The following is a 26092-nucleotide window of genomic DNA, read 5'->3' as shown; positions in this document are numbered from 1 at the left end:
AGGGGGATTTTTTTATTAAAGCTTCATGCCCATCCGGCTTTTATAACGTTTAATGAGAATTTGGCAATCAACGCTGACAACACCGACGACCGCATACAGTTTCTCATTAAGAAAGCGTTCCATCTCTTGATTATCAGTAAAGATTCCGTGCATATGGAGTTTACTCGGACCGGTCATATGATATAAACTCGTAACAGCCGGTTCACTTTCTAATTGCTGCGCGACCGATTCCAGATATTTTGGCTCAACCTCCACGTTAAAGAATGCCGAAACATGGATGCCGACCTTAGCTGGATTTATGACCGCAGTGAACCTCTCGATCACACCGTTTTCAACTAGATGATTAATCCTCATCTGAACCGCAACTCTGGAAAGCTCCACTTTCTTCGCTAATTCGGTATATGAAATTCGTGCATCCTCATGTAAAACCGATATGATTTTCTTATCGATCTCATCAACTTTCAAGCTGGGAATCTTAAAGTCCTCCGCCATCTTACGTAACTCCTTTTCAATTTCTTTACTCCATTATCGCAGAGAACACCATCGGATCACAACAATCTTCCTTTTCACATCGCATAACAACGCAAGAAATTTTTTCGTATCCCTTTTCAATGAACGCCCTCCTACTTGCCAAGAAATGTCCATCGTTTATGTAATTTTCAAACTTAAGGTGCATCAATTCAACCAGCTGGGTGCAGCCGCCAAAAAGATCGATAGACTTAGAACCGGGCAAATTGACAACATCGCCCACACCTCCTTGATATCCTAATAGTCTGCAGTCCCCCTCCTTTTCTAAGATTGAAAGGGGGGGTTTTACAGACCGTATACTGCAGGATAAAAGTTTATGAATATCCAAGGGACACTTCCTCAATCCTTTGATTGAAAGGTCTTTGCGATATTTTTATATTCCTCATCATTAAGAATGCCCATTTTTTTGAATAATGCGGAATATGCCATTATTTTTTTCTGCGTACGGTTTGTACAATTCATATGGATCAGCTCCTTTTTTACATAGTATTCATTGACGACAAAATGTTTCCTTAATACAAAATATTTTGTATAAACTAAATAAAGAAACGGTCCATTTCACGTTAGAGGTGTACTTAAAATAAGTTCTATATGAATAATTAGTAACAACTTCGAAAAGTGTTATGTTTAATGGTTTCGCGTGAAAATTATGTTTTTCCACGGTTGCCGCATAGCAATCCTACGTATATGTTTTGAGAGGAGTTGCTAAATACTACCTGATTCCCCCCTACACAGGACTTAAAAAAATGACAGTTTTGGCCCATTAACCTATTGCCTCTCTTGCAACAAGTCATCATTCGGATTATCGTTGTTTAATAGATGCGAAGAAATTGAAAAAATCTGCATACTTTCTTCATACTTTTTCGCTAAACTGACTTTATTCATAAAGAAGGTGAATAATCCTGAAAATCTCCTTTAAACTCGGACTATCTATATTTATTTGCATTTTTTTGATGGAAACCGTCTCCATGATTTACTTGCATAATAAAGTGATCCATTCCCGTATCAATCAAGAATTGGAATCACTGAAGGCCCGTGGCAATAGTCATCGTGATGTGTTGGAAATCACGTATTCCGACTCTACCCTTAAGCATATCGGCCTGATGGAATACCATACCGATACAGATGTCGTGATTACTAATACAAGAGGAGATATTCTGATATCTTCCGCAAAGGTAAATGGGGGAATGAACAAAATCTTGGCAAAAAACATATCCCAAGTACCCCGAAAAGGTATGATCCTCCAATCAAGTTGGAAGGATGAAAGATATATAGCCACCGTCACTCCATTTATCAGTGATAAAGAAAAAAAAGGCTATGTTTATATGTTCAAAGATACTAGAGATGTTGAGGATTTAATCGCACAACTTAATAGGCATTTCCTTTTTGCGACTGCATTGCTCCTTTTATTCATGCTTATCACCATCTATTTTCTATCAAAAGCTTTGACTAGACCGCTTATTTCGATGAAGGAAGCGACAACCAAACTCAGCAAAGGGAATTTTTCAGTGGCTGTGCCGGTACGATCTAATGATGAACTCGGGGAGCTTGCCCAATCCATTCAAAGCTTGGCTAATGAATTGAACTATTTAAAGAAGGAACGCAATGAATTTTTGGCAAGTATCTCCCATGAACTGCGCACGCCGCTAACTTATATCAAGGGATACGCTGATATAACCCGCCGGAAAGATTTGGATGCATCCGAACGAACAAGATACTTAGAGATCATCCATGATGAATCCGAACGATTAAACAAATTATTGGACGAACTATTCAATATGGCTAGAATGGATGTAAATACATTCACCATATCAAAAGAAATCGTCCAGCTCTCTTCATTCCTGCAAAACATTCATGAAAAAGTGTTACCGGCTTTTGCAAATGAAAGAATTCAATTGAATCTGGAATGCAAGGACGATTTATTTATAGCTATAGATCCCTCACGGTTTGAGCAGGTCATTCTTAACCTGTTGGATAATGCGCTAAAGTACTCGAACGAATATACAGTCACCACCATCAAAGCCACTGAATGCAATGGCTGGATTTCCATCTCCATAATCGACCAAGGGGTTGGCATTCCACCTGAAGATGTCCCCCATATCTTTGATCGTTTATATCGTGTCGAGAAATCACGCGCCAGAGATACCGGCGGATTCGGATTGGGGCTATCCATCGTCAAGCAATTAGTGGAGATACAAGGTGGAACCATTTCGGTTAAAAGCAACATGGAGCAAGGAACGTGCTTCACTATCACATTTAAGGAGATAACAAATGAAGACAGTAGTTCTGGTTGATGATGAACAGAGAATGCTTGATCTATTAGAGCTATACATTAAACCTCACGGATATACATGCCTGAAGATGAAATCTGGACATGAAGCCTTACAGTTCTTAGCGCATGAACATGCGGACATAGTACTTCTTGATGTAATGATGCCTGAGATGGATGGGTGGGAAACGTGCGAAAGGATCCGTGCGTTCTCCAGCATTCCCATAATCATGCTCACCGCGCGGGATGCTGCACAAGATATGGTGAAAGGGTTGAAAAAGGGTGCAGATGATTATATTACGAAACCCTTTCATGAAGATGTTTTACTTGCCAGAATCGAAGCAGTGACGCGGCGGGTGCATACTCAGGATGATTCTTTGACCTTTAGGGGGCTAAAATTAAATGAATCCGCTTATGAAGCACATTATGATACCAACACAATTCCATTTACACCGAAAGAGTTCTCACTGCTGTGCTTGTTTTTAAAATCCCCAGATCAAGTGTATTCCAGAGACCACCTGCTTTCGACCATATGGGGATTTAAAACGGATACCGAAGATCGGACAATCGATTCCCATATTCGAAATATTAGAGAGAAATTGCGTCATGCCGGTTTTCCAGCAGATCAACATTTGAAAACGGTCTGGGGCATCGGGTATAAATGGAGTACTGTGGTTTGATATGAATTTCATTTCAGAGGCATTACTATCCAGCGGCCCTTTCTCCATTGCTGTAAGTTTAGTATTCAATATATTGATCAGCGTGCTTGGTTTTATTCCAAGTGTATTCATCACGGCCGCCAATATCAGCGTATTTGGATTTGAAAAGGGATTGATCCTTTCTTACATAGGGGAAATTGCCGGTGCAGTGGTCAGCTTTTGGTTATATCGTAAAGGCTTTCAAACACTCAAACCCAAGTTCATGAAGAACCGGTGGGTCAAGAAGCTGCAAAAGTCGCAAGGGTTTCATGCATTTTGGATGATACTGATGCTTAGGCTCCTTCCCTTTATACCATCCGGCACAATCAACCTTACAGCTGCATTAAGCAAGACGGGAATGATGATTTTCTTCCTCGCGACATCCATCGGAAAACTGCCTGCCCTCCTTGTCGAGGCCTATTCGGTAACACAGGTATTGAAGGCATCCGACGATTTAAAGATTGTTTTGATACTGTTGATTCTCGTAATCTCAGTCGTTTATTATCTTAATAGAAATAAGAAAAAAGGAAGGGAGTAAAGAGCTTCACTATTTTTTTGGTAAATTGAAGCGATTCATTTACCATTTTATAAACTCCTTATTTTTTTCAAATCGTTAATCCTTTATCTCCAAGGGTTCAGAAGGCGACGAGTTCGCAATTTACTATATCCCTGTGCTGCGAATGTTATCCAGCCTTTTTTCTGCGCCGCCTTTTCATCAAAATGGCAAAAGAAAGACATCACGAAGGATGGGTCGAAATGCCTTCCTTTTTGTTCGTTTATGAAAGATAATGCCCGCTCCACTGACCAGGAGTCTTTATACGGCCTTCTGCTGGTCAATGCATCAAACACATCCACAATGGCTACGATTCAAGCTTCCAATGGGATTTCCTCCCCTTTCAAACGGTGGGGATATCCCGTTCTATCCCATTTTTCATGATGATGGGGGATGATGGTTTCAGCCACTTCCAGGCTGCTGATCACATCATTGTTTATTTCCCTTGAAATGTTATTCAAAATATTGGATCCCATTAACGGATGCATCTCGGATGATTTATCGTTCATATGGGGATAACGGGCCAGGTTTGTATAAAATCCCTTCAGGAATCTCCGCTTTCCTGATATCAGGCAGAATACTTGAATGGACGATATGATTTATATAGCTTTTAGATAGTTCCAGCTGGCATCTTCGATTATGAACGATAACAAGCTGCTCGGTCAGGTTTTGAACTCTCAATAAATGCGCTTCACTTTGAACCCAATGATGCTATTCCTGGAATACCCTGCCAATTCGCATGACAGCCTTGATTTCCCTTTCAAAATCTATACCTCCAATAATCTGCTGGATTTCCAACTCTGTCTCTTAGTCACTTTTCTCATTGTCATGGCTCACTCCGTTCATGATTTGAAAGATAGGTTAAATGAACTATATCCGGATGATAAGGTATATAATACCATACAAGTTTTATATACAATAGTTACTAAGCATCGTTTTGTGAGTAAGAGATGGATTAGTTTCTGACTGTAACAGGATTCCTTTAAGCATTTTGCATGACGAAGGGTAAATGGGTTCATTTCCGCGAATGTTACACTTATATAATGAGATGATGCCTATACTATCTTCCTGTTTTCTGGAAAAAAAGAATGAATTTATTGTGTTTTAATGGGAAATTCCTTTATAATGCGCATTAGATGATTTTTTAGCATTGAATTCGAGAGGAGACTGAAATATGAAGAAACTATTGTACCCAATCATCATTGGATTATTGGCAGTTGTTCTAACGGCTTGTGGTTCGAACGATGAAGCTGATAAGAAAAATGACGAGAAAGAGACTAAAACAACTGAGAAAGAAACGGCTAAAGCAACTGAGGAACAGCAAAAACAGATGGAAGAAATGAAGAAGAAACTGGACAAGCAAAAGGTGGATGAAAAGAAAACGGTAGCCATCGTCAATGACGAAAAAATTTCAGGTGCGGAATATAATACCGTGTTATCCACCACACAAATGCAGATGCAGCAATTCGGACAAGACCCAACATCCAAGGAGGGCGCCAAACAAATTAAAGAGCAAACGCTCAACTCTTTAGTGGGGCAAAAATTGCTGCTTCAAGCAGCTGATAAAAAGGGCTACACAGCTTCCAAGGCTGAAATTGAAAAGCAACTTGCCGAAATCAAGAAGCAATATGAGAGTGAAGAGAAATTCAAGGCGGCATTGAAACAAGCAGGTCTGAATTCGGAAATGCTGAATGCCCAGATCGCAGAGAACATCCCATATACGAAGTACGTTGAAAAAGAGATTAAAGTAGAAGAAGCAACTGATGAAGAAATCCAAAAGTATTACGACCAGGTTGCGGAGCAAGCTAAAACAAGCGGACAGAAGGTACAGAAACTCGAAGAAATGAAGCCGCAAATCAAGGAACAACTAGAGCAGCAAAAGAAACAAGAAAAGCTTGTGAAGCATGTCGAAGAACTTCAGAAAAATGCTAAGGTCGATATTAAGATTTAATGATGAAAAGAGCTGCCGAATTTGGCAGCTCTTTCTTTATGGTCTTTGGTCCGCATGCTAACATCCACGCATTTTCAATTATTTATTCACCAGTTCTAGAGAAACGAGCAATTCTTTCACCTATTTCATCTCGAACACGTTGGAAGGTTGCCCATTTCTCTTCATCTGTTCCTTCCGCTTTTGCCGGGTCATCAAAGCCCCAATGTTCACGTTTAACATGCGGTGGTGTCATAGGACATTTGTCAGCCGCATCGCCACATAATGTAACGACAAAATCAGCATTATTCAATATATCCGGGTCAATGATATCCGATGTTTGATTGGAGATGTCCAATCCAACATCATTCATTGCTTTCACTGCTTTGGGATTTAACCCATGGGCCTCGATTCCTGCACTAAGCACTTGCCATTCGTCACCTAAATATTTCTTCCCCCATGCTTCTGCCATTTGGCTTCTGCAAGAATTACCAGTGCATAAAAAGTATAGCGTTTTCTTAGCCATGCGGTTTCTCTCCTTTGTTTGTAAAGTAAGGTTTAATGAATAATTTGCAGCCATATATATAAGCCGGCCAATGTGATGAACAATGTTGGGATGGTTAAGATGATTCCCGTTTTAAAGTAAGTTCCCCATGAGATTTTCACGCCTTTTAATGAAAGGACATGCAGCCACAATAACGTAGCCAAAGAACCAATCGGTGTAATTTTCGGGCCCAAGTCCGAACCGATGACATTTGCATAAATAAGTGCCTCCCTGATTGCTCCAGTTGTATGGGTGTCGGAAATGGCAAGAGCGTCTATCATGACCGTAGGCATGTTATTCATAAGCGATGAAAGAATGGCTGCTATGAAGCCCATCCCGACAGTAGCAGCGAATAATCCTTGATCAGCCGTCACTTGTATAAGGTCAGCTAAAATGTTCGTCAATCCAACGTTTCTCAATCCATACACCACGACATACATTCCAATGGAGAAAAACACAATCGCCCATGGTGCGCCCTTTACAACGGTCTTGGTATTTACAGCTGGACTTCGTCTTGCCATAAACAAGAAGAATATGGCGATAACACCTGCAATGATGGATACAGGAATGTTCAAAAATTCACTGATAAAGTAGCCTACCAACAGAATGCCTAAAACAATCCCAGACAGGCGAAACATTTTCACATCCCGAATGGCATCGACTGGCTTCTTCAATTGAGCCATATCATAATTCTTCGGAATGCTCTTTCTGAAGTACAAATATAATACCAGGATGCTTGCTGCTAATGAAAACAGGTTGGGAACGATCATTCTAGATGCGAACTCAATAAACCCGATATCAAAAAAGTCAGCAGAAACAATGTTGACCAGATTACTTACCACAAGCGGTAAGGATGTAGTGTCTGCAATAAACCCACTCGCGATGATAAATGGGAAGATCATTCTCTCTTCTAACTTCAAGTTTCGAACCATCGCCAATACAATCGGAGTTAAAATGAGTGCGGCTCCGTCATTTGCAAAGAACGCAGCGACTAGAGCACCGAGAATGCTCACATACACAAACATCCTTACTCCATTTCCCTTAGCCGTTCTAGCCATATGCAGGGCTGCCCATTCAAAGAAACCAATTTCATCTAAAATCAAAGAAATAATGATAATAGCAATGAACGCCAACGTCGCGTTCCATACAATACCTGTTACAGTAATTACATCGTTGAAGTCAACAACCCCAAATAGTAAGGCAAGTACCGCCCCCCCGCATGCTGACCAGCCGATTGACAATCCCTTGGGTTGCCAGATGACGAATGTCAACGTCAGCAAAAAGATGATACTAGCTAATATAACTGTACCCACTGATGTTCTCCTCCTCGTTAGTCACAACAAATCCGTTTTCCTTGTGCTGTTAATTCTTCTAATTTAAAGTTTTGACTCGGCAAGTCCTTGATGACCGTTTGAATAAATGAGTAATACGAGGATGATTGGTTTAACGAGTAGAATATCCATTGTCCCCTTCTCGCTTCATTCACAATTCCGCTATCTTTCAACTTTCGTAAATGTTGGCTTATAGCCGGCTGGCTCATCTCGAATAGATCCACAAATTCACAGACACAGCATTCATGCTCAGACATGATCTTAATCATGGTCAAACGGGTTTTATCGCCTAATAATTTAAGAATGTTTGCCGTGGTTTCTATATCCAACGCCCCATTCATTGCCTTTCATCCCTCCTGGCCTAAATTAAATAAGTATATGCTTATGTAATTATCAAACATCATTGTATAAGCATATTCTTATTTAATCAACCAATAAATATTCAACCATATAATTTCCTTACTTTAATATTCAGCACTTCAAAGAAATTATAATAGACCAGCCTGTTTCAGACTGGTCTTTCTGTTTCATTCACAACAGGAATTATTTTTCATTTCCAATCTCGCTAGAACGGGGCTGCCACAGCAAGAACGATCGTTTGTTTCAGTTGCAGGAATATCAGAATCGCAGCAATTAGATGCAAGATTCACACTGCAAACTCCTGTTTCAGGCAGTTGCAGTAAGAATATAGGAGCTCTTCCGTAAATCTTTATGAGACAAAAACAAAAAAACTGCCGAATGACCGGCAGTTTTCAGCTTTATAAATATTTACGGTGAATGCCTTTTCCATCATAGGAAAACAGGACTTCTTTTCCTTCTATGACTGATTCCATATGCACGGAGCGGCCCCAAAGCTGATGGATATATGGCATGACTTTTTCGAGATATTTCAGATCTAGCTCAATATCTTCATACCAATGTTTTAGATAAAGTTCCCCATTACGCATGAAGTCCCCATCGTTAACTGTGATATAAGGGAAACCTCCGTTAACCCTCATGCTCACGAGTTGATCACGAACATGTTCCCATGCCTTATCGACGATTTTATAATCCTTGCCCTGCTTTTGGAATAGGTACATATCCTCCCGCATGACCAGGTCCTTCGTCAAATAATTGCGGAGAAAGGAAATATCCGATTCGATTTCCCTGACCTCGAACATCTTTTCCCGGCCAGATCCTGGCTTGACGCCGAGCCTGATCATTTCTTCGGTCGGATTATCATAGCGTTCTTCAATATCTTCAAGCACTTTCAATCCAAGATAATAAGGATTGATGCTGGTCCGTGAAGGCTGCACGACACCTGCGTTCAGTTTCGCGAATTCAATGGCTTCCCCTGAGGATAGATCCAATTCACGGATAATGCGCTGATGCCAGTAGGATGCCCAGCCTTCGTTCATGATTTTCGTTTCCAGCTGCGGCCAGAAATACAGCATCTCTTCCCTGATCATCGTCATGATATCCCGCTGCCAATCGGTTAAATCCCTGCTGTACTGTTCTATGAAAAGCATAATATCCTTTTCTGGCCTTGGCGGGAATTTCTTTCTTTTTTTAATGTTGGATTTCTGCGGTTTATCCTTATTATCAAGATTCCATAAATCATCGTATTGTGTGGCTGTCGGTTTTATTTCCTCTTCTTCTTCCTCATCTTCCATCGTCCAGGCAAGCTTCGGTCTCATCAGCGACGGATCGATATGTTCTTCAATGGCTAAAAGTGCATCCAGGAAGGTTTCCACTTCCTTTTTGCCATGAAGGATTTCATATTCACGGATTCTTTCTGCCGTTGCCGACATACTTTCTACCATATCCCTCTTGGTATTATTGAAACGTACATTATTCTTAAAGAAGTCACAATGCGCCAAAACGTGGGCAACAATCAATTTATTTTGTACAAGTGAATTGGAGTCCAGCAGAAAAGCGTAACAAGGATCAGAGTTAATGACCAGTTCATAGATTTTACTTAATCCAAAGTCGTACTGCAGCTTCATTTTATGAAATTGCTTTCCAAAGCTCCAATGAGAAAAACGGGTCGGCATCCCGTAGGCACCAAATGTATAAATGATTTCTGAAGGGCAAATTTCATAGCGCATCGGGTAAAAATCCAACCCGAACCCCGTTGCTATTTCTGTAATTTCACTAATGGCATATTCCAGAGCCTTTTGCTCCGCTTCATTCATCCGATATCCCCCTTGTCTTCCGCCTTTAAACTAATGTATGAAAAAAAGGAGGAAAAATGCCGTGATCATGAGTAAAGGTCCTCGATAACAGAAAAAAAACACCTCCATGAAGAAGATGTCAGGCCAAATGTTTCATGCAGTTCTGCACTCAATCCCTTTAATATTAAAATTTTGCTAATTCCGGATTCACAGCCTCTTTTTTCATTTTTGAACGGATCCAGGAAATGATGAGCGCTGCAATGATGACAAAACCTAAGTATCCTGTGATTGGGTATACCGTCCCAACCAATTTAATAAAGCCAACGAAACTTGCAAGGAAGGCGAGAATCCCGACTATAATCACGGATAATTTAAATCGTTTCGTTTCCGCAGGCACCAGCCTGGCGGTGAATGCATACAGCATCCCGACAGCTGTATTATAAATCATTCCTAAAAGGATGATTGATAGGATATATCCCAACCATGGAGAAATCTGATTCGCTAAATGAAGGGTAGGCATACCAGAGCCTTCTATGCCCTTCAAGTCGGACATCATCCCCAAATTGATCAAAAATAACAGGATCCCCAATCCGATACCCCCCAGGATTCCTCCCATTCCAGCCTGTTTCTTATTCTTGAAGGTCCCGCCCATTACGGCCAGCATGGCAATTCCGGCAGTCATATTATATGAAACATAAAGTAATGAACCCATCAACCAATTTCCGGTAGCAGCCGTTCCTTTACTTGAAGATGAAATGATTTGATTGAAACTTAGATTGGATGTGAAAAATGAATAACCTGAAATAATGATCATGATAACGAATAAAAACGGTGTGACGGCACTAATGATGGACATTATTTTATTAACATTAAGTAAAAGCGTACCAATCGTGAGCACCGTCATGACGATTGCACCGACCATGCTTGGAATCCCGAATTGTTCCTCAAAAATCGTTCCGGAGCCGGCAATCATGATGACCGTAACGCCAAACAAGAAAAACGTGATGATAATATCGACCACCCTGCCTATAAAGCGGCCGCAAATATGATCGATGATGCTTTTATGGGAACGTGTCTGGAGAGTGCTCCCCAACTGGGTAACTTGCATGCCCAAAAACGCGAATAAAACTGTCGCCACCACAATTCCCAATACACTGTAGATTCCAAAACTCGTGAAGAACTGTAACACTTCTTGTCCTGAAGCAAAACCTGCTCCAATGATGATTCCAATATATGCTCCCGCAAGATTTATACTGTTTTTCATATCAAATACCACCCTAATTATATGATTATTCTGACAATTAAAGTTATGAGAATATCTTTCCTTTCTTCATTATCCTTCCGGCATCAGGGGCAATTGCCCATGATGCCGGAAGGTCCTTTAATTCCAACTCTTATTTATTTGTATATCTTTTACTATAGGAAGTGAATTCATCGACCGCTGTGTAATCGACTTCATAGCCAATGCCTGCCGCTTTTGGAACGGTTATGACCCCATCATTCACTGTAACCTCTGGTTGGATGATGTCTTTATGCCAATAATTCGCGGATGCTGCCGTATCACCAGGCATCGTGAAGTTATCAAGTGTTGTCAATGCGATATTATGGGCACGACCCACACCAGATTCCAACATGCCACCGCACCAAACCGGTACATTCCTTTCTTTACATAATTCATGTATTTTCATTGCTTCCGTTAAACCGCCAACCCTGCCAATCTTAATATTAATGATTTTACAGCTTCCCAATTCAAGGGCTTTTCTAGCATCTTCGACGGAATGTATACTTTCATCCAAGCAAATCGGTGTTTTGATTTCCGCTTGTAATGTGGCATGATCGACAATATCATCCGATGACAAAGGCTGCTCGATCATCATTAAATCAAATTGATCAAGTTGTTTGAGTAATTCAATGTCTTTCAGCCGGTAAGCGGAGTTTGCATCTGCCATGATCGGGATATCGGGATATCGATTGCGCACTTCCTTGATTACGTCTACATCCCAACCTGGTTGAATTTTCATTTTGATTCTTTTATATCCATCCTTCAATCCAGCTTCTATCTTTGCCAGTAATTCAGGTACCGTTTTTTGGATGCCGATACTGATCCCAACATCGATTTTTTCCAGCTCCCCGCCTAAAGCCATACTTAAAGGGATATTCTTTTCTTTTGCGTATAAATCCCAGATGGCTCCCTCGATAGCCGATTTTGCCATATTATTTTTACGGATATGCGAGAACATATCCGATACATCACGAGGATGCTCTATTTCTTTATCCAATACAAGCGGAATCAGGAAATCCTCCAGCATGGTCCAATTGGTTTTTATCGTTTCTTCGTTATACCAAGGTGCTGAAAATGCCACAGATTCAGCCCAGCCTGAAAGTCCCTCTCCATTTTTCACTTCCACAAGAATGAACTCCTTATCCAAAAACGTTCCAAAGCTTGTTGTAAAGGGAGCTACCAAATCCATATTTAAATGACGTAAACGCACTTCCGTTATTTTCATCCCGATTCCCCTCTTATTCTCGTTTTTTTAATAAATAGTTTTGAATGTTTTCACCTTGTTCCCGTTCAATCCCGGCTGCAACATATCCTTTGGCAAAAAGAACTTTGAATAATTCACCGGTTTTTAACCGCCAATCAATCGCAAGGCGAAGATCAGATTTTTTGATTTGTTGAATATCCGTCGGAATGGGGATGGCGATCACCTCGGCATTGGTTTCGAAATGATAATCCTTGATGTAAGGAAAGCCTTGGTCATTCATTCCTGTCGTTACGATGTGTATGGCTTTGTCAAGAAGCGGAGTCTCTTCCTTTGCTTCCTGCCGTATATTCCATTCCACCATGAATCGATCAGTGGAAAGTCCTTCATTGAGGGTATCCTTCATATTTCCATAACAATCTTCCATATATGTAGAGCAAACAGCTTTTAGCTTACCAATATTCAAGTTTGCATTCACACTTTCCAATGGATCATATGTCCATGTGATCAAGTCGTAGCCCTTTTTAAGTGCTTCTTCTTTTTGTGCAAGTTTAAGTAATCTGCCGTAGCCCTTCTTTTGATGGGCCGGATGGATGGCTAACATATGTGAACAAAGATATCCCCTTCCGTCCTTGAATCCCGGGAAACTGTATTGAAACCCGACTAACTGGCCATTGATATAGCCGCCTAATACAAGCCCGCCGTTTTTGACAGCCGTAATCGTCTGATGGATGGGAACGCAATCCATGCCCCATACAAGGGCTTCCAGCCGCTGCACTTCTTGTAGATCCTCTAGTCCGGATAGGGATTTTATGATAAATTCTTCAGTCATGTAAGTTGCCCTCCCCTCCATATTTCTCAAAAGTGAGTATGATGGCTTTGGCCAGGATTTCAATTCCCGATAACAAAGCTTCTTTATTGAATGTCATGTTCGGATGATGGAGCCCTGGTGCCAAATCACAGCCCAATCCAAGCATCGTCGCTTTGAGTTCAGGTCTTTTCAACGTATAAAAGTGAAAATCCTCTCCGCCTGTTGTAATGACAGGCGCTACCAAATTTTCTTCTCCAAGCGTATCGGCTATCGCTTCAGACATTATTTCCTGGGCTTGATCGTTCACGGTTGCTGCAGCAACACAGGTTCCCGGTTCGAGTTTCACTTCGACTCCATGGACAATGGCCAAAGATTCTGCAACCTTTTCCACCTTTTTGGTGAGCTCATTCATCACTGCATTATCCTGTGCCCGTAAATCCAATGAAAAAGTGGCTCTCCCTGGGATGATATTGGAACTTTCGCCGCCAGCAAAAAACTGCGTCATTTTTACGGAATAAGGGATGGACGGATTGAGATGGATTCCATTTAACAAAGTGATGAATGCCGCTCCTATCTCGATGGCATTCTGCCCTTGATGCGGTCTTGCCCCATGCGCATCAGTTCCCGCTATTTCACCTTTAATGAACTGAGCGGCTCCATGCACAATGGCTGGCGCCGCTTGCCCATCTTTCACTTCCTCAACCGGTCTTAGGTGCACTCCATAAAGGAAATCGACATTATCCAATACTTTTTCTTCAATCATCTTCAAGGCGCCCGTACCTTTTTCTTCAGCAGGTTGGAAAATGAATTTCAGCTTGCCTCTTGGACGAAAGCCCATTTCCTTCAATACAAGGAATACTCCCAATGCCAAGGTCATATGACCATCGTGTCCACAGGAATGATTGGCTTGAAACGTCCCTTGCACCTCCTGCCAAAGTGCATCGATATCCGATCGTAATCCGACCGTGAAATCCCCATCCCCGATTTCGCCTACCACACCTGTACAGTCCTCGAAGGTTTTCACCGTACACTGATTCCCCGTTAAAATACTTGAAATGAAAGCTGTCGTATTCACCTCATTCCAACTCGTTTCTGGATTTGCGTGTAAATGGTCAAAAATATCGAGTATACGCGGTCTTAATTTTTCGATAGTTTGTGTGATATCCATTTCTGTCTCCCCCTTACCGGTTTATTGGGCATGTTCACCAACTGATGGATGTTTAATCTCAAAAGAAATAATCGTCTTGATTGAACCCATCATATATAGCTTTTCTTTCTTTGAACCCTTGTTCATCCTTAATCGTTACACCAGCGACTAAACTATTCAATAAAGAGAATAACACTGGTGCCGTATCGATCGTGGATGTCCTTGGTGTTGAAATGGGCAATAAAATGTCAGTGTATTCCGCAATCGGAGCCAGTTCGGAATCCGTAACCCCAATTACAAATGCACCCGCTTTTTTAGCCATTTCGGTTATTTTCACAGTCTCTTTAACATAGCGGTGAAATGAAATGGCTACAAAAACGGAATTTTCAGTCATTTTATTCAACATTAAAAATATATCATCAGTATCAGGCCGATATAAATGAACCTCTTCCCTAACAAGCCTAAGTGTAAAGGTTAACCAATGTGCTGCCGAAAATGATAAACGGTGTCCGGAAATCAAAACATTGTCAGCTGCCGCCAATTTATCGACTGTTTTGGCGAAATTTTCGGTTGATAAATTTTTCATGGTCTTTTCGATGCTGATGATATCCTGCCCCATCACCTGAGCCATGAAGTTTGGCTGACTCGCGGCTTCAAGTTTTGAAGAATGGTATTCATTCAAACTGCTGCTCTCGTATATCAACTGATTTCGAATAAGGTTTTGAAGCTCTGCATATCCGCTTAACCCCAATGAATAGCAAAAGCGGATGATGGTCGTTTCACTCACCCCAATGTCTTTTCCGAGCTTTTGAGCTGAAGTGACTGCAAATGTATGTGAATGCACCAACAAGTATTTTGCTACCTTTTTTTGACCAGTAGATAAACCAGGGAATACTTCTTTAACTTTTTGCTGTAAATCCATAAAACATCCCCTCTGAAGCAAGATATGAATCCAATACTTTTTATATGACAATATGAAGTATAAACTTCATTAATAATAGTGAGTATTTTATCACGGGACTTTTAATAAAACAATAATATTCTGAATTTTTACAACAAGATGGTGGCAATGTCCTTCAAGCACAAAAAAAACAGAGATGGACTCCATGGTTTCAGTTTGGTGAAATAAGATGGGGTTCGGAGTACGAGGATGGTTTTCAGTCGGCGGAAAGGGAGCGGGTTTCTGAACCTTTTAAATATAAAACTTCAGGCATGGAGATGGACTCCATGCCTGAGGTTTGGCGACAAAATGGGGTTCGAACCGAATAGTGAGGATGGTTTTTTACTGTAATTCTCATTGGATTGAAGAAATTTGTGACACTCCTGCCGAATTACTGGCTAGCCGAGACCCCACAAGCGCTTGCGCTGAGGAGGCTTGGCAGACAGTCGGCGGAAAGGGAGCGGATTTCTGAAATCAACTGCACTTTTAAATAAAACAACTGCAGGCAAACTGATTTTTCATCAAGTTTGTCTACAGTCTGAAACCACGAAATGAACTCCGTAATTTTATTTTTTATGACGCTTTGCGTAGCCACATCGTTTACATAATTCTTCAACTGCACATCTTCTTGAGAAACCATCATACATATTTTTAGCCCGTTCACCATTTAAAATGTCTTCAAGTGATGTTTCGAATATATTTCCAAGCGGTATTTTCCCTTCACTATCCAAACAACAAGGTACGACTGTACCATCCACCAAGATACCTAACTGATCTCTAAGAGCATAGCAGAAAATATTTTCATCGATAATGTCACGGTCCAATTCCGGCCACTCGAATTTTTCGGCCATGTTTATATAAACCCGGTCCCTTAACTTAATATTATTCTTTTGCTGAAGAGCTTCACTTAAGCGAATGTCCAATGAAAGCTTCTCCTCCAGCATGCTCAGAATATCATCGTTCAGGCCATTACTCGCTTTTAATTCAGCCGTATCCATATTCCATAAACGAATGGCACAGATCACTTCACTTTTTTCATTTGCTTCATTTATAAAATCGGCAATATTACTGACATAAGAGTCAAGACTATTGGTCGTATCGTTTGCCTCAAAGCTATGAAGTGAAATATTCACCTGCCGGAGGGCTTTTTTGGAGAGCAGCTTGTCTTTGACCTTTTGAATCAAAGTACCGTTCGTTGTAATATTAACCTTCAGGTCATTTTCAGCACTGATATCCAGGAATGTACCCAAATTTTTATTTAAAAACGGTTCACCCATCAGATGAAAATAAATATGATCGGTGTGTGGTTTGATTTTCTTGATAACATCCGTAAACCCTTCGGGATCCATGAATTTAAGGGTCCTTTGCAAGCTGGAACTTGGGCAAAAATTACACTTCAAATTACATATATTCGTAATTTCCACATAAACTTTCTTAAACTTTCTCATTTTCTAATACCCCTACAATCAAGCTTATTGTTTCAATCTGATTCTAACTATACTGGTTAGCTGCCCATAAATGCAATGAAAACTTCATGGCAGCTGACCGTATTGGAATAACAACGAATCCGATATCCCCCTTTTCCGGACTACTTTTAAAAGAAATCAGAAAAAAACATCTTCTCGAGGTGAAGATGTTCGGTAAGATGCCTACCTGGAATTTCGGTTTTTGTCCTGATCTCACTTTCCTTTTTGCTCCGTAACCTTCAAACTAAGTAATTTTTCATTTTTCAAATCATGTTGTACGGTCACGATGACATTGAAGTCCTGACCTTTATCTTCGACCAAAAATCTGAAATCGTCTTCGACGAGATTTTTCGCTACAGTTTTTCTGCCTTTATATTCGTAGTCAGTAATCTCAACTTCAGGATAATCTGCCTGCACTACCGTAATCGCAATCTTTCCGTATTTTTCGTAATCGGGTTTTTGGGCCTGTGCTGAAATGGATCCTGCTTGTATGATTAAAAAAATCCCCATTAGCATCACGATGACTTTTTTCAAAATCTTTTCCTCCTCATACTTTCCGCTTAGTATTATTATGTAAAAATGTTCAGTTGTTATGCAGCTGCTCCGCTTCTTTTACAAGCATGATGCCAACTAATCGATTCCTCTTCCATTCCTCAGGAAACACAGTCAACGGCGGATTGGTTTCATCCACTAAATAACTAAGTTCGATCGTCATTCCCGGTCGGCTGAATTCAGTTATGAACCAATCAGTAAATCCGCTTCCTACCGCTTCTTTCTCCGGAAAGGTCAGTTCATACCCCGTCATTTCGGCAGTCTTTTTGGCAATCCCATAATCCCTCACCATATTTTTCCGTTTATTTTTGTAATGCCAAAAGATTTCCCTTCCTGAGGTATGATAGGAAACAGCAATAAGTGGATCGATCTCCTTCGTGAAATCCGTAAGTGCTTTTACTTCGGCTGCTTCCAGTGGTTGTCGGCCTTTATAAAATTGATACGTCGGTTTTGTTTCATGACTCATTACTTCTTTCCATCCAGCCGGATATTGCCTATTCAAATCAATGCCTTTAGCGTTGGCTTTCCACCTGGACCAATTCCTGCTATATCGGTTCATTTTCCATACTGCTGCCTTTTCAAGAACATTTAAATTGGATAAATCTCCTTGCTGGATGCTCACGCCATCTGGATTAAGCATCGGGATGAACCAGATGCTCACTTCATCCAATGATTCCGACGGAAATTCTCCAATAGGTTTGCCCGCTCGATAGGCGGCTGCATACTCTTCAAGCATACGCATTAAAAGTATGGAACTGAGCCATTCCCGTCCATGATGTGATCCCACCAGCAAAATCGATTTTTTTCCTTTCCCTAACTTGACTGCCTTTATATTTTTCCCCTTTTCAGTTTGTCCGATTATTCGAACGTCCAATTCATACTGCTTTTGGATTCCTTGCAAATCCATTTCCTTCTGTTCAGGGGAATACACTTCTGCTGCCAGCGATGGTTCAGGGAAAAAAAGAAGCACTAATATTCCAATTACCATTATTTTTCTCATGTACTCACCTTTTATTTTTATTCAGGTAAAAAGCAACAACCGCGGTCCAAATACATCGCCACTTATTGTAAGGAAATGTTCTGTCAGATCTGAACAAAATACAAATAGCTCCTTATTAAGGGGGAGAAGAACATGAGGATTGCGGATTATGATCAGGCATTGTTTCACACACACCGTTCTGATTGGGACAGCTTGTTAGTATTGATGGTTCGGACGAAAGATCACTTTCTTTCGAAAAAAATAGAACATTTCTTGCACGCTTACAGGTTTGAGCATGATTATCAAATCGTTCAATCCCAGCTGTATGCACTGCTTCGTTATCTGGATCATGCGGCAGAAAAAACAAGTGATTATTTAAGTGAACTTCCAAGCTAAAATCAACTATAGTTTTTGCAAATCGGGAAAATTTATACAAGAGGATTAATTATCGGGGATATAACTTTGGCTGGTGAAACCCTATAAAAACAAGGAAGGGTCAGGTATTGAATACCTGACCCTCATTTCATCACTTTTTCATTGTAGCATATGCAGTTGAATACATTTTAAGCTCTTCGATCATACCTTCAACAAGTACCGCAGACTCTTCAAATAAACCATCATTTTCGTAATCGAAGCAATGCGGATCCAGAACCAATTGTTTGGCGATCACATTTGCATAAAGGCTTCGACCCACTGTCCTCATGGAATTCAAGGCATTGATCCCGCCTTTTCCTCCCCCGGAGACAGCCAATAGGGCGACAGGTTTATGCGTGAATTGTTCACTGCTTAAAAAATCCAAGGCATTTTTCAAGGCTCCGCTCATGGAACCATGATATTCCGGGGTGGTAAGAATTACGCCATCAGCTTCCTCGATGCTTTTCCGGAGCCCTTGAATCACTTCCAATTGATATTGCTCACCTTCACCTGAATATAAAGGGATTTCGCTATTGCTTAAATCAATAAGTTCCGCTCCGTATTTCTTGGATATGTAGCGTGAAGCAATCCCTGTACGCCCTTGTTTACGTGGTGAACCATTAATGATTACTAATTTCATGAATTAAACCTCCATTATTCCCGATGTTTCCGAGATCAGTCGCCAATACAGTATACCAAAACCGAAACGGAATTTCCTAGAATTTTGATTTTTCATTCAACTAAAAATCAAAAAAAACGAAAGACCGAAGAAGTCTTTCGTTTAGCTTTCATACATTTAAACCAATGCTTCAATCTTGCTCATGAAATCTTCCATGACTCCCGATAACTTGGACTCAGCTTCTTGCATTGATTTGCCTTGGACACCGAAATAGAATTTAATTTTCGGTTCGGTGCCTGAAGGACGCAGGCAAACCCATGTACCATCCTCAAGAAAATACTTTAATACATTTGATTTCGGAAGCTCGATCAATTCTTCATCATTTGAAAGTAATATCCGCTTCTTGCTGCTTTGGTAATCTTCTTCAATGGCTACCGGAATGCCAGCTATTCGGGAAGGAGGATTTTGACGGAATTGATTCAATATTCCTTGAATCTGTTTCGCTCCCTCAATGCCCTTTAAAGTCAATGAACGCAAACCTTCCAAGTAAAAGCCGTACTTTTCAAACACATTCAGCAACCCTTCATATAGTGTCAATCCCTGCTTTTTATAATGGGCACAGACCTCGACAGCAAGCACTGCAGCTTGAATGGCATCCTTGTCACGTGCAAAGTCTTTAATCAGATAACCGTAGCTTTCTTCATATCCGAACAAGAAGCTACTTTCCCCGCTTTCATGATACTGATTTATTTTCTCGGCGATGAACTTAAACCCGGTAAGTACATCAACCGTCTTCAAGCCATATGACTCGGCAATCGTCCGACCGATTTCCGAAGTGACGATGGTTTTTAAGACGACTCCATTTTGGGGAATCTTTCCTTTCTCTTTTTTCTGGGACAGTAAATAGTCCAGGAAAAGTGCACCTGTTTGATTTCCAGTCAGGACAACATATTGACCCATCTCGTTTTTAACGGCAATTCCAAGCCGATCGGCATCTGGGTCCGTTGCTATCAATAAGTCTGCCTCCACCTTGTTTCCAAGCTCAATGGCCATTTCAAATGCAGCTGGTTCCTCTGGATTCGGAGACTGAACTGTCGAAAAATCCGGATCCGGCAATTCCTGCTCCTTAACGATATGCAAATTTTGATACCCTAAGCTTTGCAGTGCCCGCCTGACGGATTTATTTGCCGTTCCATGAAGCGGCGTAAAGACGATTGACACATCTATTTCCTCGGCAAGCTGCGGGTTCTCGGGAACCGTCAGCAGCTCACGATTATAGGCAGCGTCCAATTCCTCCCCTATCATTTCGATGAGGCCCTGCCCTTTAAGGACTTCAGCTTCTTCAACCTGAATTTCAAGCTCACTTTCAATGGCATTCACATAGCTGATCACCTGATCCGCTGCTTCCGGCGGCAATTGTGCCCCATCTGACCCATAAACCTTGTAACCATTATATTCAGGCGGATTGTGGCTCGCCGTGATGACGATTCCAGCAAAAGCATTCAGCTCGCGAACCGCAAATGACAATTCTGGAGTTGGACGCAATTCATCGAATAAATAAGCCTTCACCCCAAATGTAGCCAAGGTCTTAGCCGCTTCGAGTGCAAATTCCGGGGACTTATGTCTCGAATCATAAGCAATCACAGCCCCTCTTCCTTTTGCTTCTTCCCCAAACGAAGAGATATATTGAGCCAACCCAACCGTTGCCTTCCTTACAGTATAAAGATTCATCCGGTTCGTTCCCGCTCCGATTTCCCCACGCATTCCGCCTGTGCCAAACTCTAAATTTTTATAAAAGGCATCTTCGAGTTGTGCTTCATCCTGCTGCATTTCCTCAAGGAGGACACGTAATTCCCCATTTAAATTCTGGTACCCTGCCCAAGTAGTGTATAAAGATTTCCAATCCATCTCCAACATCTCCTCCCAAACGCCTTATTTGTAATTATTATGTATCTGCCTTACATATACAAAATTATCATATTTATTCCAATAAATGAAGTAAAGGCTCGTAATGAAAAGAACCTAATCCAGTGTTCTTCACATCACGAGCTGTTTTTTCCTATTTATTTCCCGCCATCTTTGTAATGCAGATGGTAAATATCATGACGGCGATCTTTCAATTGCTTTACAGTACCGGACTGACGCTCCCGCCTTAAGATCTCCAAATCGACATCGCCAATCAGGACCATCTCAAGGTTCGGGCTGGTTTCCCCGACTATGCCGTCACGTGCAAATTCGAAATCCGAAGGAGAGAAGATTCCCGATTGGGCATATTGGATATCCATATTTTCCGTTTGCGGGAGATTTCCAACCGTTCCGGAAATGACGGTATAAATTTGGTTTTCCACGGCACGTGCCTGGGCACAATAGCGAACTCGCAGGTAGCCTTGCCTGTCTTCTGTACAAAATGGAGTGAATATGATTTTGGCTCCCATGTCGGTAGCAATCCGGGCGAGTTCCGGGAACTCAATATCATAACAAATTTGTATGGCGATCTTACCACAATCCGTATCAAAGACACGAACGCGGTCACCTGCGTTAATACCCCACCATTTTCTTTCATTCGGTGTAATATGAATTTTATATTGCTTTTCAATCGTTCCATCGCGACGGAATAAATAAGCGATATTATAGATATTATCATCATCTTCTTTAACGAAATGGGAACCGCCGATGATATTGACGTTATACCTTACAGCTAAAGTCGTAAACAATTCAATGTACTGCTCCGTGAAATCCGACAGTTTCCTGACAGCCAAGCTTGGTGATCTTTCATTCAAGAAAGACATCAGCTGGGTTGTGAACAATTCCGGGAACACGGCGAAATCCGCATTGGCATCCGAAGCAACGTCGGTGAAATACTCGACTTGGTTAGCGAAGTCATCGAATGAATCGATTTTACGCAGCATGTATTGCACGACGCAAATCCGTACCGGTTCCGATGTTTTATAATAACGTTTTGTTTTCGGCTGATAATCAACGTTATTCCACTCCATGAGCGTAGCATACTTATTGGATTGCAGATCGTCCGGCAAATAATTCGGATTGATCCTCATAAGCGTGAACCCATTTAAAAGCTGGAACGAAAGAACCGGATCATATATTTTGTGCAATTGAACTTCTTTTACATACTCCCTTGGTAAGAGTTCCTCCGCATGTTTATGGTAATTGGGAATCCTGCCCCCGATAATGATGCTTTTTAAATTCAAGTGGGCAACAAGTTCTTTCCTTGAATCATATAGTCTTTGACCAATTTTCATCCTGCGGAACTCAGGATGGACCATGACCTCGATTCCATATAAATTATAACCGTCAGGATTATGATTCGTGATGTACCCATTATCGGTTACATCATCCCATGTATGGCGGTCATCATATTCGTCAAAATTAATAATGAGGCTGGAACATGAACCAATCACTTTTCCATCATATTCAGCCACAAACTGCCCTTCTGGAAAAATTGCCAGATGGCTCTCAAGCTGATCTCGCTTCCAGGGAACCATTCCCGGAAAGCAACTCGACTGCAAAGCAATTATTTCATCTATGTCTCCTAGCCTCGTATTACGTATTTCCATTATTTTTTCATATTTATGCAGGTCCAAATTAGGCATTTTCCTCAGACTCCTTTAATCTCTTCCATAAGAATTATACCCCTTATTCAAAAATTAAAACAACCGAACCTACCCATTGATTTCAAATAATAACATTCTGAATGTCCGTTAAAAGAATATATATTTTACAGACGCGGTCCTTACATACTATACTTTTCATGAGAGTAAAAAGAGATGGGGAAGAGGAACCATGAACAATACAAAACGCAGTGTGGAAAACTTATTATTTGCAGCCTGGGCTGCTTCCATCATTGCGATGTTTGGAAGCTTATATTTTTCTGAAATTAAGCAATACGAACCTTGTGCACTCTGTTGGTATCAGCGGATCATCATGTATCCCTTTACGGTCATATCAGGAATTGCAATCATTCGAAAAGATTATTGGATCAGTTTTTATACCATGATATCGTCCGCTATCGGTGCATTCATTTCCACGTACCATTACTTGATAAAAAAGGATTCATTCTTTCCCGACCACACCCTTGCATGAGAAGGGTTCCAGGTACAGGACAATATATAAACGTATTGGTTTCATCACCATCACGTTCTAGCCTTGACTGCATTCGTCATTATTTTTACATCGTATGGACAAGATCCAAGGAGGTTGCAGCTTAATGAAGAAAATGGCTATATTTTTAGTGATAATCGTCGCCCTTTTTGTCCTGCTGGGCGTTTTTACAAACTTGAAAAAAGAAGAAAAATCAAAAGGAAATCCATACGGCAAGGATAAGCTTAAACCCGCTACTGTCGATCAGCTGGATGACCCCAATTATCAAAATTTGATTCTTCCTGTAGAGTTGGAGCAGGACCTCCAAGATAGTAAAGACGTGACCGTTTATTTCTATAGTCCTACGAACTCAATCAGTCAAAAAACCACACCAGTCGTGGCACCTTTGGCAGAGAAATTGGGTATTGATCTTGTTCAATTCAATCTTTTGGAGTTTGAACAAGGATGGAGCGACTATGGCATCAAAAAGACTCCTACCATCGTTCATTATAAAAATGGCAAAGAACAAGAACGAATCGTCGGATTTAAAGATGAAGTAACGTTCGAGAAATGGTTCGAGGACCACGATATTAATTAAGGATGAAAAAATGAGCCGGCCCTAACGGAAATGCTTCTCCCGTTATAGCCGGCTCATTTTTTTTGCCTTATACTAAATATTGATTCGCCACCTGGATGTCCATCATCTGCATTTCATTATTCGCTTCAAGGTTTATACTTGAAAAATGGTCATAATAAAAGGGGAAGAATATTCCGCATTCATTCAATAGAGTGATGTTATGTTGGAACAATTCTTCAGACTTAGGTTCCATCACCCTCTTTTGTTTGTCTAATATCGACATAAGGACTTGAAGACATGTCATTACTTGAAATGCGTCTCTTAATGTTGCCAAGTAAGTAACAGAACTTTGATTGGGCTCTAAAACGCCAATCTCACGAAAATGAAGGATTTCACTTTCCGTAAAGTACTTTGGAAATACAGATTCGTAGAAACGAGACACGAGACTCGCTATTTCTTGCTCTTGTTCTTCCGTTGAAGAAAAGACCGTCTTCACTAAAAAAACCACCTTTTTTCAGATCCGTTAGACCTATCTATTATATGTATATTCTAGGACAAGGGATTTCTTTCCCCATAGAATAACATAAATATTGTAAAAAATATGTGGTAATTTCCACCACTGAAAATCTTAGCAATAGGCCCAAGGTTACTTTTTTATACCATATCCATAATTATTATAGATTTTTTTCATTCAAGCACAACCAAACGAGTCGAAAGTAGGAGTTAAATTGGAAAATTTCAAAATAACTAACCAACATTTAATAATTGATGTTCTCCAAAGTTGGAATGGATTAACATTGGAAAAGCTTTTCAGGGAGCGATGGAAGGCCCCGAAAAAATTAGTGCATGAATGGAGGATGAGTAAAGAAGTGTCAATGAACGGGAATTACGTCACCTGGTCAACTATCCTCAATGAAGGAGATACGATCAGCATCCCCTTATTGGATCACGCTGAAAATGAAACAGTTCAAGCCGCAGACTTAGGAATTACCATCTTATATGAAGATGATGTGTTGTTGATAGCCAATAAGCCGGCTGGAATGGAAACCCACCCTTCTCAACCGGGTGACGCACACTCCCTCCTAAATGGAGTCGCACACCATCTTCAAAAAACCAGCCAGACCTGTATGATCAAGCATATTCATAGGCTTGATAAAGATACCACCGGTGCGGTCCTTTTTGCCAAAAACCGCCTCATTGGGTCCATGCTGGATAGAATGTTGGAAGAAAGGGAAATCAAGCGGACTTACCTAGCTTTAGTCGAAGGAAACATTAAAAAGGATGAAGGAGAAATTAAAGAAAAAATTGGACGTGACCGCCACCATGCCACTAGACGAAGGGTTTCCCCTACTGGCCAGACGGCAGTCACCCATTATCGGGTGCTTAACCGTGATTCCAAGAAAAACTTGACCCTCGTCAGCTGCACCCTGGAAAGCGGCCGAACCCACCAGATCAGGGTGCATTTCAGTCATTTGAACCATCCCTTGGCCGGAGATACATTGTATGGCGGAAAAAAGACATTTCCACGTCAAGCCCTGCATGCAAGGAAAATCGAATTCATCCATCCCATTTCAGAAGAAAAAATGATCGTTGAAGCTCCTTTCATTGATAGACCTGAAATATTCGATCTCAACATTTAAACAGAAATAAAAAACACCGTGCCATTTCGGACGGTGTTCGAGCTTGTCCAAAAGAGGTCTAGCTAAATTTCAAAACAAAGTGGATTGAAGCGTATGGTACGAGACTCCTGCGGGAATACGTGTCCAGGGGAGACACCGCAGGCGCAAAGCGCCGAGGAGGCTTCCCTGACCGCCCGCGGAAAGCGAGTGCCCGGAGAGGTAATCAACATTTCAATTCTATAAACACTCAAAAATACTGTAGGAAAAATCAATTATTATCGAGTTTGTAGTCAAATGAAACTCTTTCTAAAAGGTAAAACAAAGTTGATTGGAGCGTAAGGTACGAGACTCCTGCGGGAATACGTGTCCAGGGGAGACACCGCA

28 protein-coding genes are annotated in these 26092 nt (G+C 41.0%); 8 read left to right on the top strand and 20 right to left on the bottom strand.

The window, feature by feature from the left end:
- Window positions 1-15: 15 nt before the first annotated feature.
- Window positions 16-492 (bottom strand): chromate efflux transcriptional regulator ChrS, encoded by a 477-nt coding sequence (gene chrS / locus AC3WLU_RS07875; RefSeq protein WP_063577209.1) that lies wholly within the window; start codon window positions 490-492, stop codon window positions 16-18.
- Between the two features lie 25 nt (window positions 493-517).
- Window positions 518-856 carry a hypothetical protein gene (locus tag AC3WLU_RS07870; RefSeq protein WP_413002260.1) on the bottom strand — a complete coding sequence of 113 codons (339 nt, stop codon included), beginning with the start codon at window positions 854-856 and terminating at the stop codon, window positions 518-520.
- 640 nt (window positions 857-1496) lie between these two features.
- Here AC3WLU_RS07870 and AC3WLU_RS07865 point away from each other — a divergent pair.
- The 3 genes from AC3WLU_RS07865 to AC3WLU_RS07855 are packed head-to-tail and all read left to right on the top strand — an operon-like array spanning window position 1497 to window position 4033.
- Window positions 1497-2822 (top strand): HAMP domain-containing sensor histidine kinase, encoded by a 1326-nt coding sequence (locus tag AC3WLU_RS07865; protein ID WP_487373398.1) that lies wholly within the window; start codon window positions 1497-1499, stop codon window positions 2820-2822.
- A complete protein-coding gene (locus AC3WLU_RS07860) occupies window positions 2800-3477 on the top strand; it encodes a response regulator transcription factor (RefSeq protein ID WP_278089284.1) in 678 nt (225 codons plus the stop codon). The genes AC3WLU_RS07865 and AC3WLU_RS07860 overlap by 23 nt, the downstream gene beginning before the upstream one ends.
- Before the next feature lies 1 nt (window position 3478).
- Window positions 3479-4033: a TVP38/TMEM64 family protein gene (locus AC3WLU_RS07855; RefSeq protein ID WP_492597077.1), complete on the top strand. Its 555-nt coding sequence runs from the start codon at window positions 3479-3481 to the stop codon at window positions 4031-4033.
- A gap of 329 nt (window positions 4034-4362) precedes the next feature.
- On the opposite strand, the gene AC3WLU_RS07850 is transcribed toward AC3WLU_RS07855, so the two are convergent.
- Together AC3WLU_RS07850 and AC3WLU_RS07845 are read right to left on the bottom strand one after the other, a co-directional pair.
- A complete protein-coding gene (locus tag AC3WLU_RS07850) occupies window positions 4363-4509 on the bottom strand; it encodes an HD domain-containing phosphohydrolase (protein ID WP_413002266.1) in 147 nt (48 codons plus the stop codon).
- Between the two features lie 37 nt (window positions 4510-4546).
- Complete coding sequence (locus tag AC3WLU_RS07845; protein WP_492597076.1) at window positions 4547-4729, bottom strand: hypothetical protein; 183 nt, start codon at window positions 4727-4729, stop codon at window positions 4547-4549.
- A gap of 493 nt (window positions 4730-5222) precedes the next feature.
- Between AC3WLU_RS07845 and AC3WLU_RS07840 the strand changes: the two genes are divergently transcribed.
- Complete coding sequence (locus AC3WLU_RS07840) at window positions 5223-5999, top strand: SurA N-terminal domain-containing protein (protein WP_095678231.1); 777 nt, start codon at window positions 5223-5225, stop codon at window positions 5997-5999.
- Window positions 6000-6081: 82 nt separating this feature from the next.
- Here AC3WLU_RS07840 and arsC read toward each other — a convergent pair whose 3' ends face one another.
- From arsC to AC3WLU_RS07780, 12 genes are all read right to left on the bottom strand, one after another.
- Window positions 6082-6501 (bottom strand): arsenate reductase (thioredoxin), encoded by a 420-nt coding sequence (arsC, locus tag AC3WLU_RS07835; RefSeq protein WP_492597075.1) that lies wholly within the window; start codon window positions 6499-6501, stop codon window positions 6082-6084.
- A gap of 32 nt (window positions 6502-6533) precedes the next feature.
- Entirely contained in the window at window positions 6534-7832 is a 1299-nt protein-coding gene (locus AC3WLU_RS07830; RefSeq protein WP_430755578.1) for an arsenic transporter, read from the bottom strand.
- 17 nt (window positions 7833-7849) lie between these two features.
- On the bottom strand, window positions 7850-8191 hold the full coding sequence (locus AC3WLU_RS07825) for an ArsR/SmtB family transcription factor (RefSeq protein WP_057275669.1): 342 nt from the start codon (window positions 8189-8191) through the stop codon (window positions 7850-7852).
- 417 nt (window positions 8192-8608) lie between these two features.
- Window positions 8609-10024 (bottom strand): SpoVR family protein, encoded by a 1416-nt coding sequence (locus AC3WLU_RS07820; protein WP_063577218.1) that lies wholly within the window; start codon window positions 10022-10024, stop codon window positions 8609-8611.
- Between the two features lie 163 nt (window positions 10025-10187).
- A complete protein-coding gene (locus tag AC3WLU_RS07815; RefSeq protein WP_057275660.1) occupies window positions 10188-11267 on the bottom strand; it encodes a YkvI family membrane protein in 1080 nt (359 codons plus the stop codon).
- 130 nt (window positions 11268-11397) lie between these two features.
- Entirely contained in the window at window positions 11398-12510 is a 1113-nt protein-coding gene (gene menC / locus AC3WLU_RS07810) for an o-succinylbenzoate synthase (RefSeq protein WP_063577219.1), read from the bottom strand.
- A 13-nt stretch (window positions 12511-12523) separates the two neighbouring features.
- Entirely contained in the window at window positions 12524-13318 is a 795-nt protein-coding gene (locus AC3WLU_RS07805) for a GNAT family N-acetyltransferase (protein WP_400450914.1), read from the bottom strand.
- Complete coding sequence (locus AC3WLU_RS07800) at window positions 13311-14459, bottom strand: M20 peptidase aminoacylase family protein (RefSeq protein ID WP_492597129.1); 1149 nt, start codon at window positions 14457-14459, stop codon at window positions 13311-13313. Before AC3WLU_RS07800 ends, AC3WLU_RS07805 begins: the two co-directional genes overlap by 8 nt.
- Window positions 14460-14523: 64 nt before the next feature.
- Complete coding sequence (locus AC3WLU_RS07795) at window positions 14524-15366, bottom strand: MurR/RpiR family transcriptional regulator (protein ID WP_413002280.1); 843 nt, start codon at window positions 15364-15366, stop codon at window positions 14524-14526.
- 584 nt (window positions 15367-15950) lie between these two features.
- A complete protein-coding gene (locus tag AC3WLU_RS07790) occupies window positions 15951-16832 on the bottom strand; it encodes a radical SAM/SPASM domain-containing protein (RefSeq protein WP_034315057.1) in 882 nt (293 codons plus the stop codon).
- A 231-nt stretch (window positions 16833-17063) separates the two neighbouring features.
- Window positions 17064-17384 (bottom strand): DUF3889 domain-containing protein, encoded by a 321-nt coding sequence (locus AC3WLU_RS07785; RefSeq protein ID WP_034315058.1) that lies wholly within the window; start codon window positions 17382-17384, stop codon window positions 17064-17066.
- Window positions 17385-17433: 49 nt separating this feature from the next.
- A complete protein-coding gene (locus tag AC3WLU_RS07780) occupies window positions 17434-18402 on the bottom strand; it encodes a M14 family zinc carboxypeptidase (protein WP_492597074.1) in 969 nt (322 codons plus the stop codon).
- A gap of 132 nt (window positions 18403-18534) precedes the next feature.
- Here AC3WLU_RS07780 and AC3WLU_RS07775 point away from each other — a divergent pair, with 132 nt between their 5' ends.
- Window positions 18535-18777 (top strand): YhdB family protein, encoded by a 243-nt coding sequence (locus tag AC3WLU_RS07775; RefSeq protein WP_048689737.1) that lies wholly within the window; start codon window positions 18535-18537, stop codon window positions 18775-18777.
- 130 nt (window positions 18778-18907) lie between these two features.
- Here the strand turns inward: AC3WLU_RS07775 and AC3WLU_RS07770 are convergent, their stop codons facing one another.
- From AC3WLU_RS07770 to AC3WLU_RS07760, 3 genes are all read right to left on the bottom strand, one after another.
- The gene (locus AC3WLU_RS07770) at window positions 18908-19435 is read right to left on the bottom strand and encodes an NADPH-dependent FMN reductase (RefSeq protein WP_057275653.1); all 528 of its coding nucleotides are present in this window, start codon (window positions 19433-19435) and stop codon (window positions 18908-18910) included.
- A gap of 156 nt (window positions 19436-19591) precedes the next feature.
- Window positions 19592-21322 (bottom strand): phospho-sugar mutase, encoded by a 1731-nt coding sequence (locus AC3WLU_RS07765; RefSeq protein WP_492597073.1) that lies wholly within the window; start codon window positions 21320-21322, stop codon window positions 19592-19594.
- A 155-nt stretch (window positions 21323-21477) separates the two neighbouring features.
- Window positions 21478-23025 (bottom strand): carbon-nitrogen hydrolase family protein, encoded by a 1548-nt coding sequence (locus tag AC3WLU_RS07760; RefSeq protein WP_063577224.1) that lies wholly within the window; start codon window positions 23023-23025, stop codon window positions 21478-21480.
- 190 nt (window positions 23026-23215) lie between these two features.
- Here AC3WLU_RS07760 and AC3WLU_RS07755 point away from each other — a divergent pair, with 190 nt between their 5' ends.
- Both AC3WLU_RS07755 and AC3WLU_RS07750 read left to right on the top strand, forming a co-directional pair.
- The gene (locus AC3WLU_RS07755) at window positions 23216-23515 is read left to right on the top strand and encodes a disulfide oxidoreductase (protein ID WP_222620111.1); all 300 of its coding nucleotides are present in this window, start codon (window positions 23216-23218) and stop codon (window positions 23513-23515) included.
- Between the two features lie 124 nt (window positions 23516-23639).
- The gene (locus tag AC3WLU_RS07750) at window positions 23640-24110 is read left to right on the top strand and encodes a thioredoxin family protein (protein ID WP_057275651.1); all 471 of its coding nucleotides are present in this window, start codon (window positions 23640-23642) and stop codon (window positions 24108-24110) included.
- Between the two features lie 67 nt (window positions 24111-24177).
- Here AC3WLU_RS07750 and AC3WLU_RS07745 read toward each other — a convergent pair whose 3' ends face one another.
- Complete coding sequence (locus tag AC3WLU_RS07745) at window positions 24178-24585, bottom strand: DUF5365 family protein (RefSeq protein WP_057275650.1); 408 nt, start codon at window positions 24583-24585, stop codon at window positions 24178-24180.
- Window positions 24586-24817: 232 nt separating this feature from the next.
- Here AC3WLU_RS07745 and AC3WLU_RS07740 point away from each other — a divergent pair, with 232 nt between their 5' ends.
- Window positions 24818-25729, top strand: a complete 912-nt coding sequence (locus AC3WLU_RS07740) for an RluA family pseudouridine synthase (protein WP_328109528.1) — start codon at window positions 24818-24820, stop codon at window positions 25727-25729.
- Window positions 25730-26092: the final 363 nt, after the last annotated feature.

The organism is Peribacillus sp. FW305-BF15, assembly GCF_058783805.1.
The sequence above is the reverse complement of the archived record's forward strand: the minus strand, read 5'-3'. Positions and strand labels throughout refer to the sequence as shown.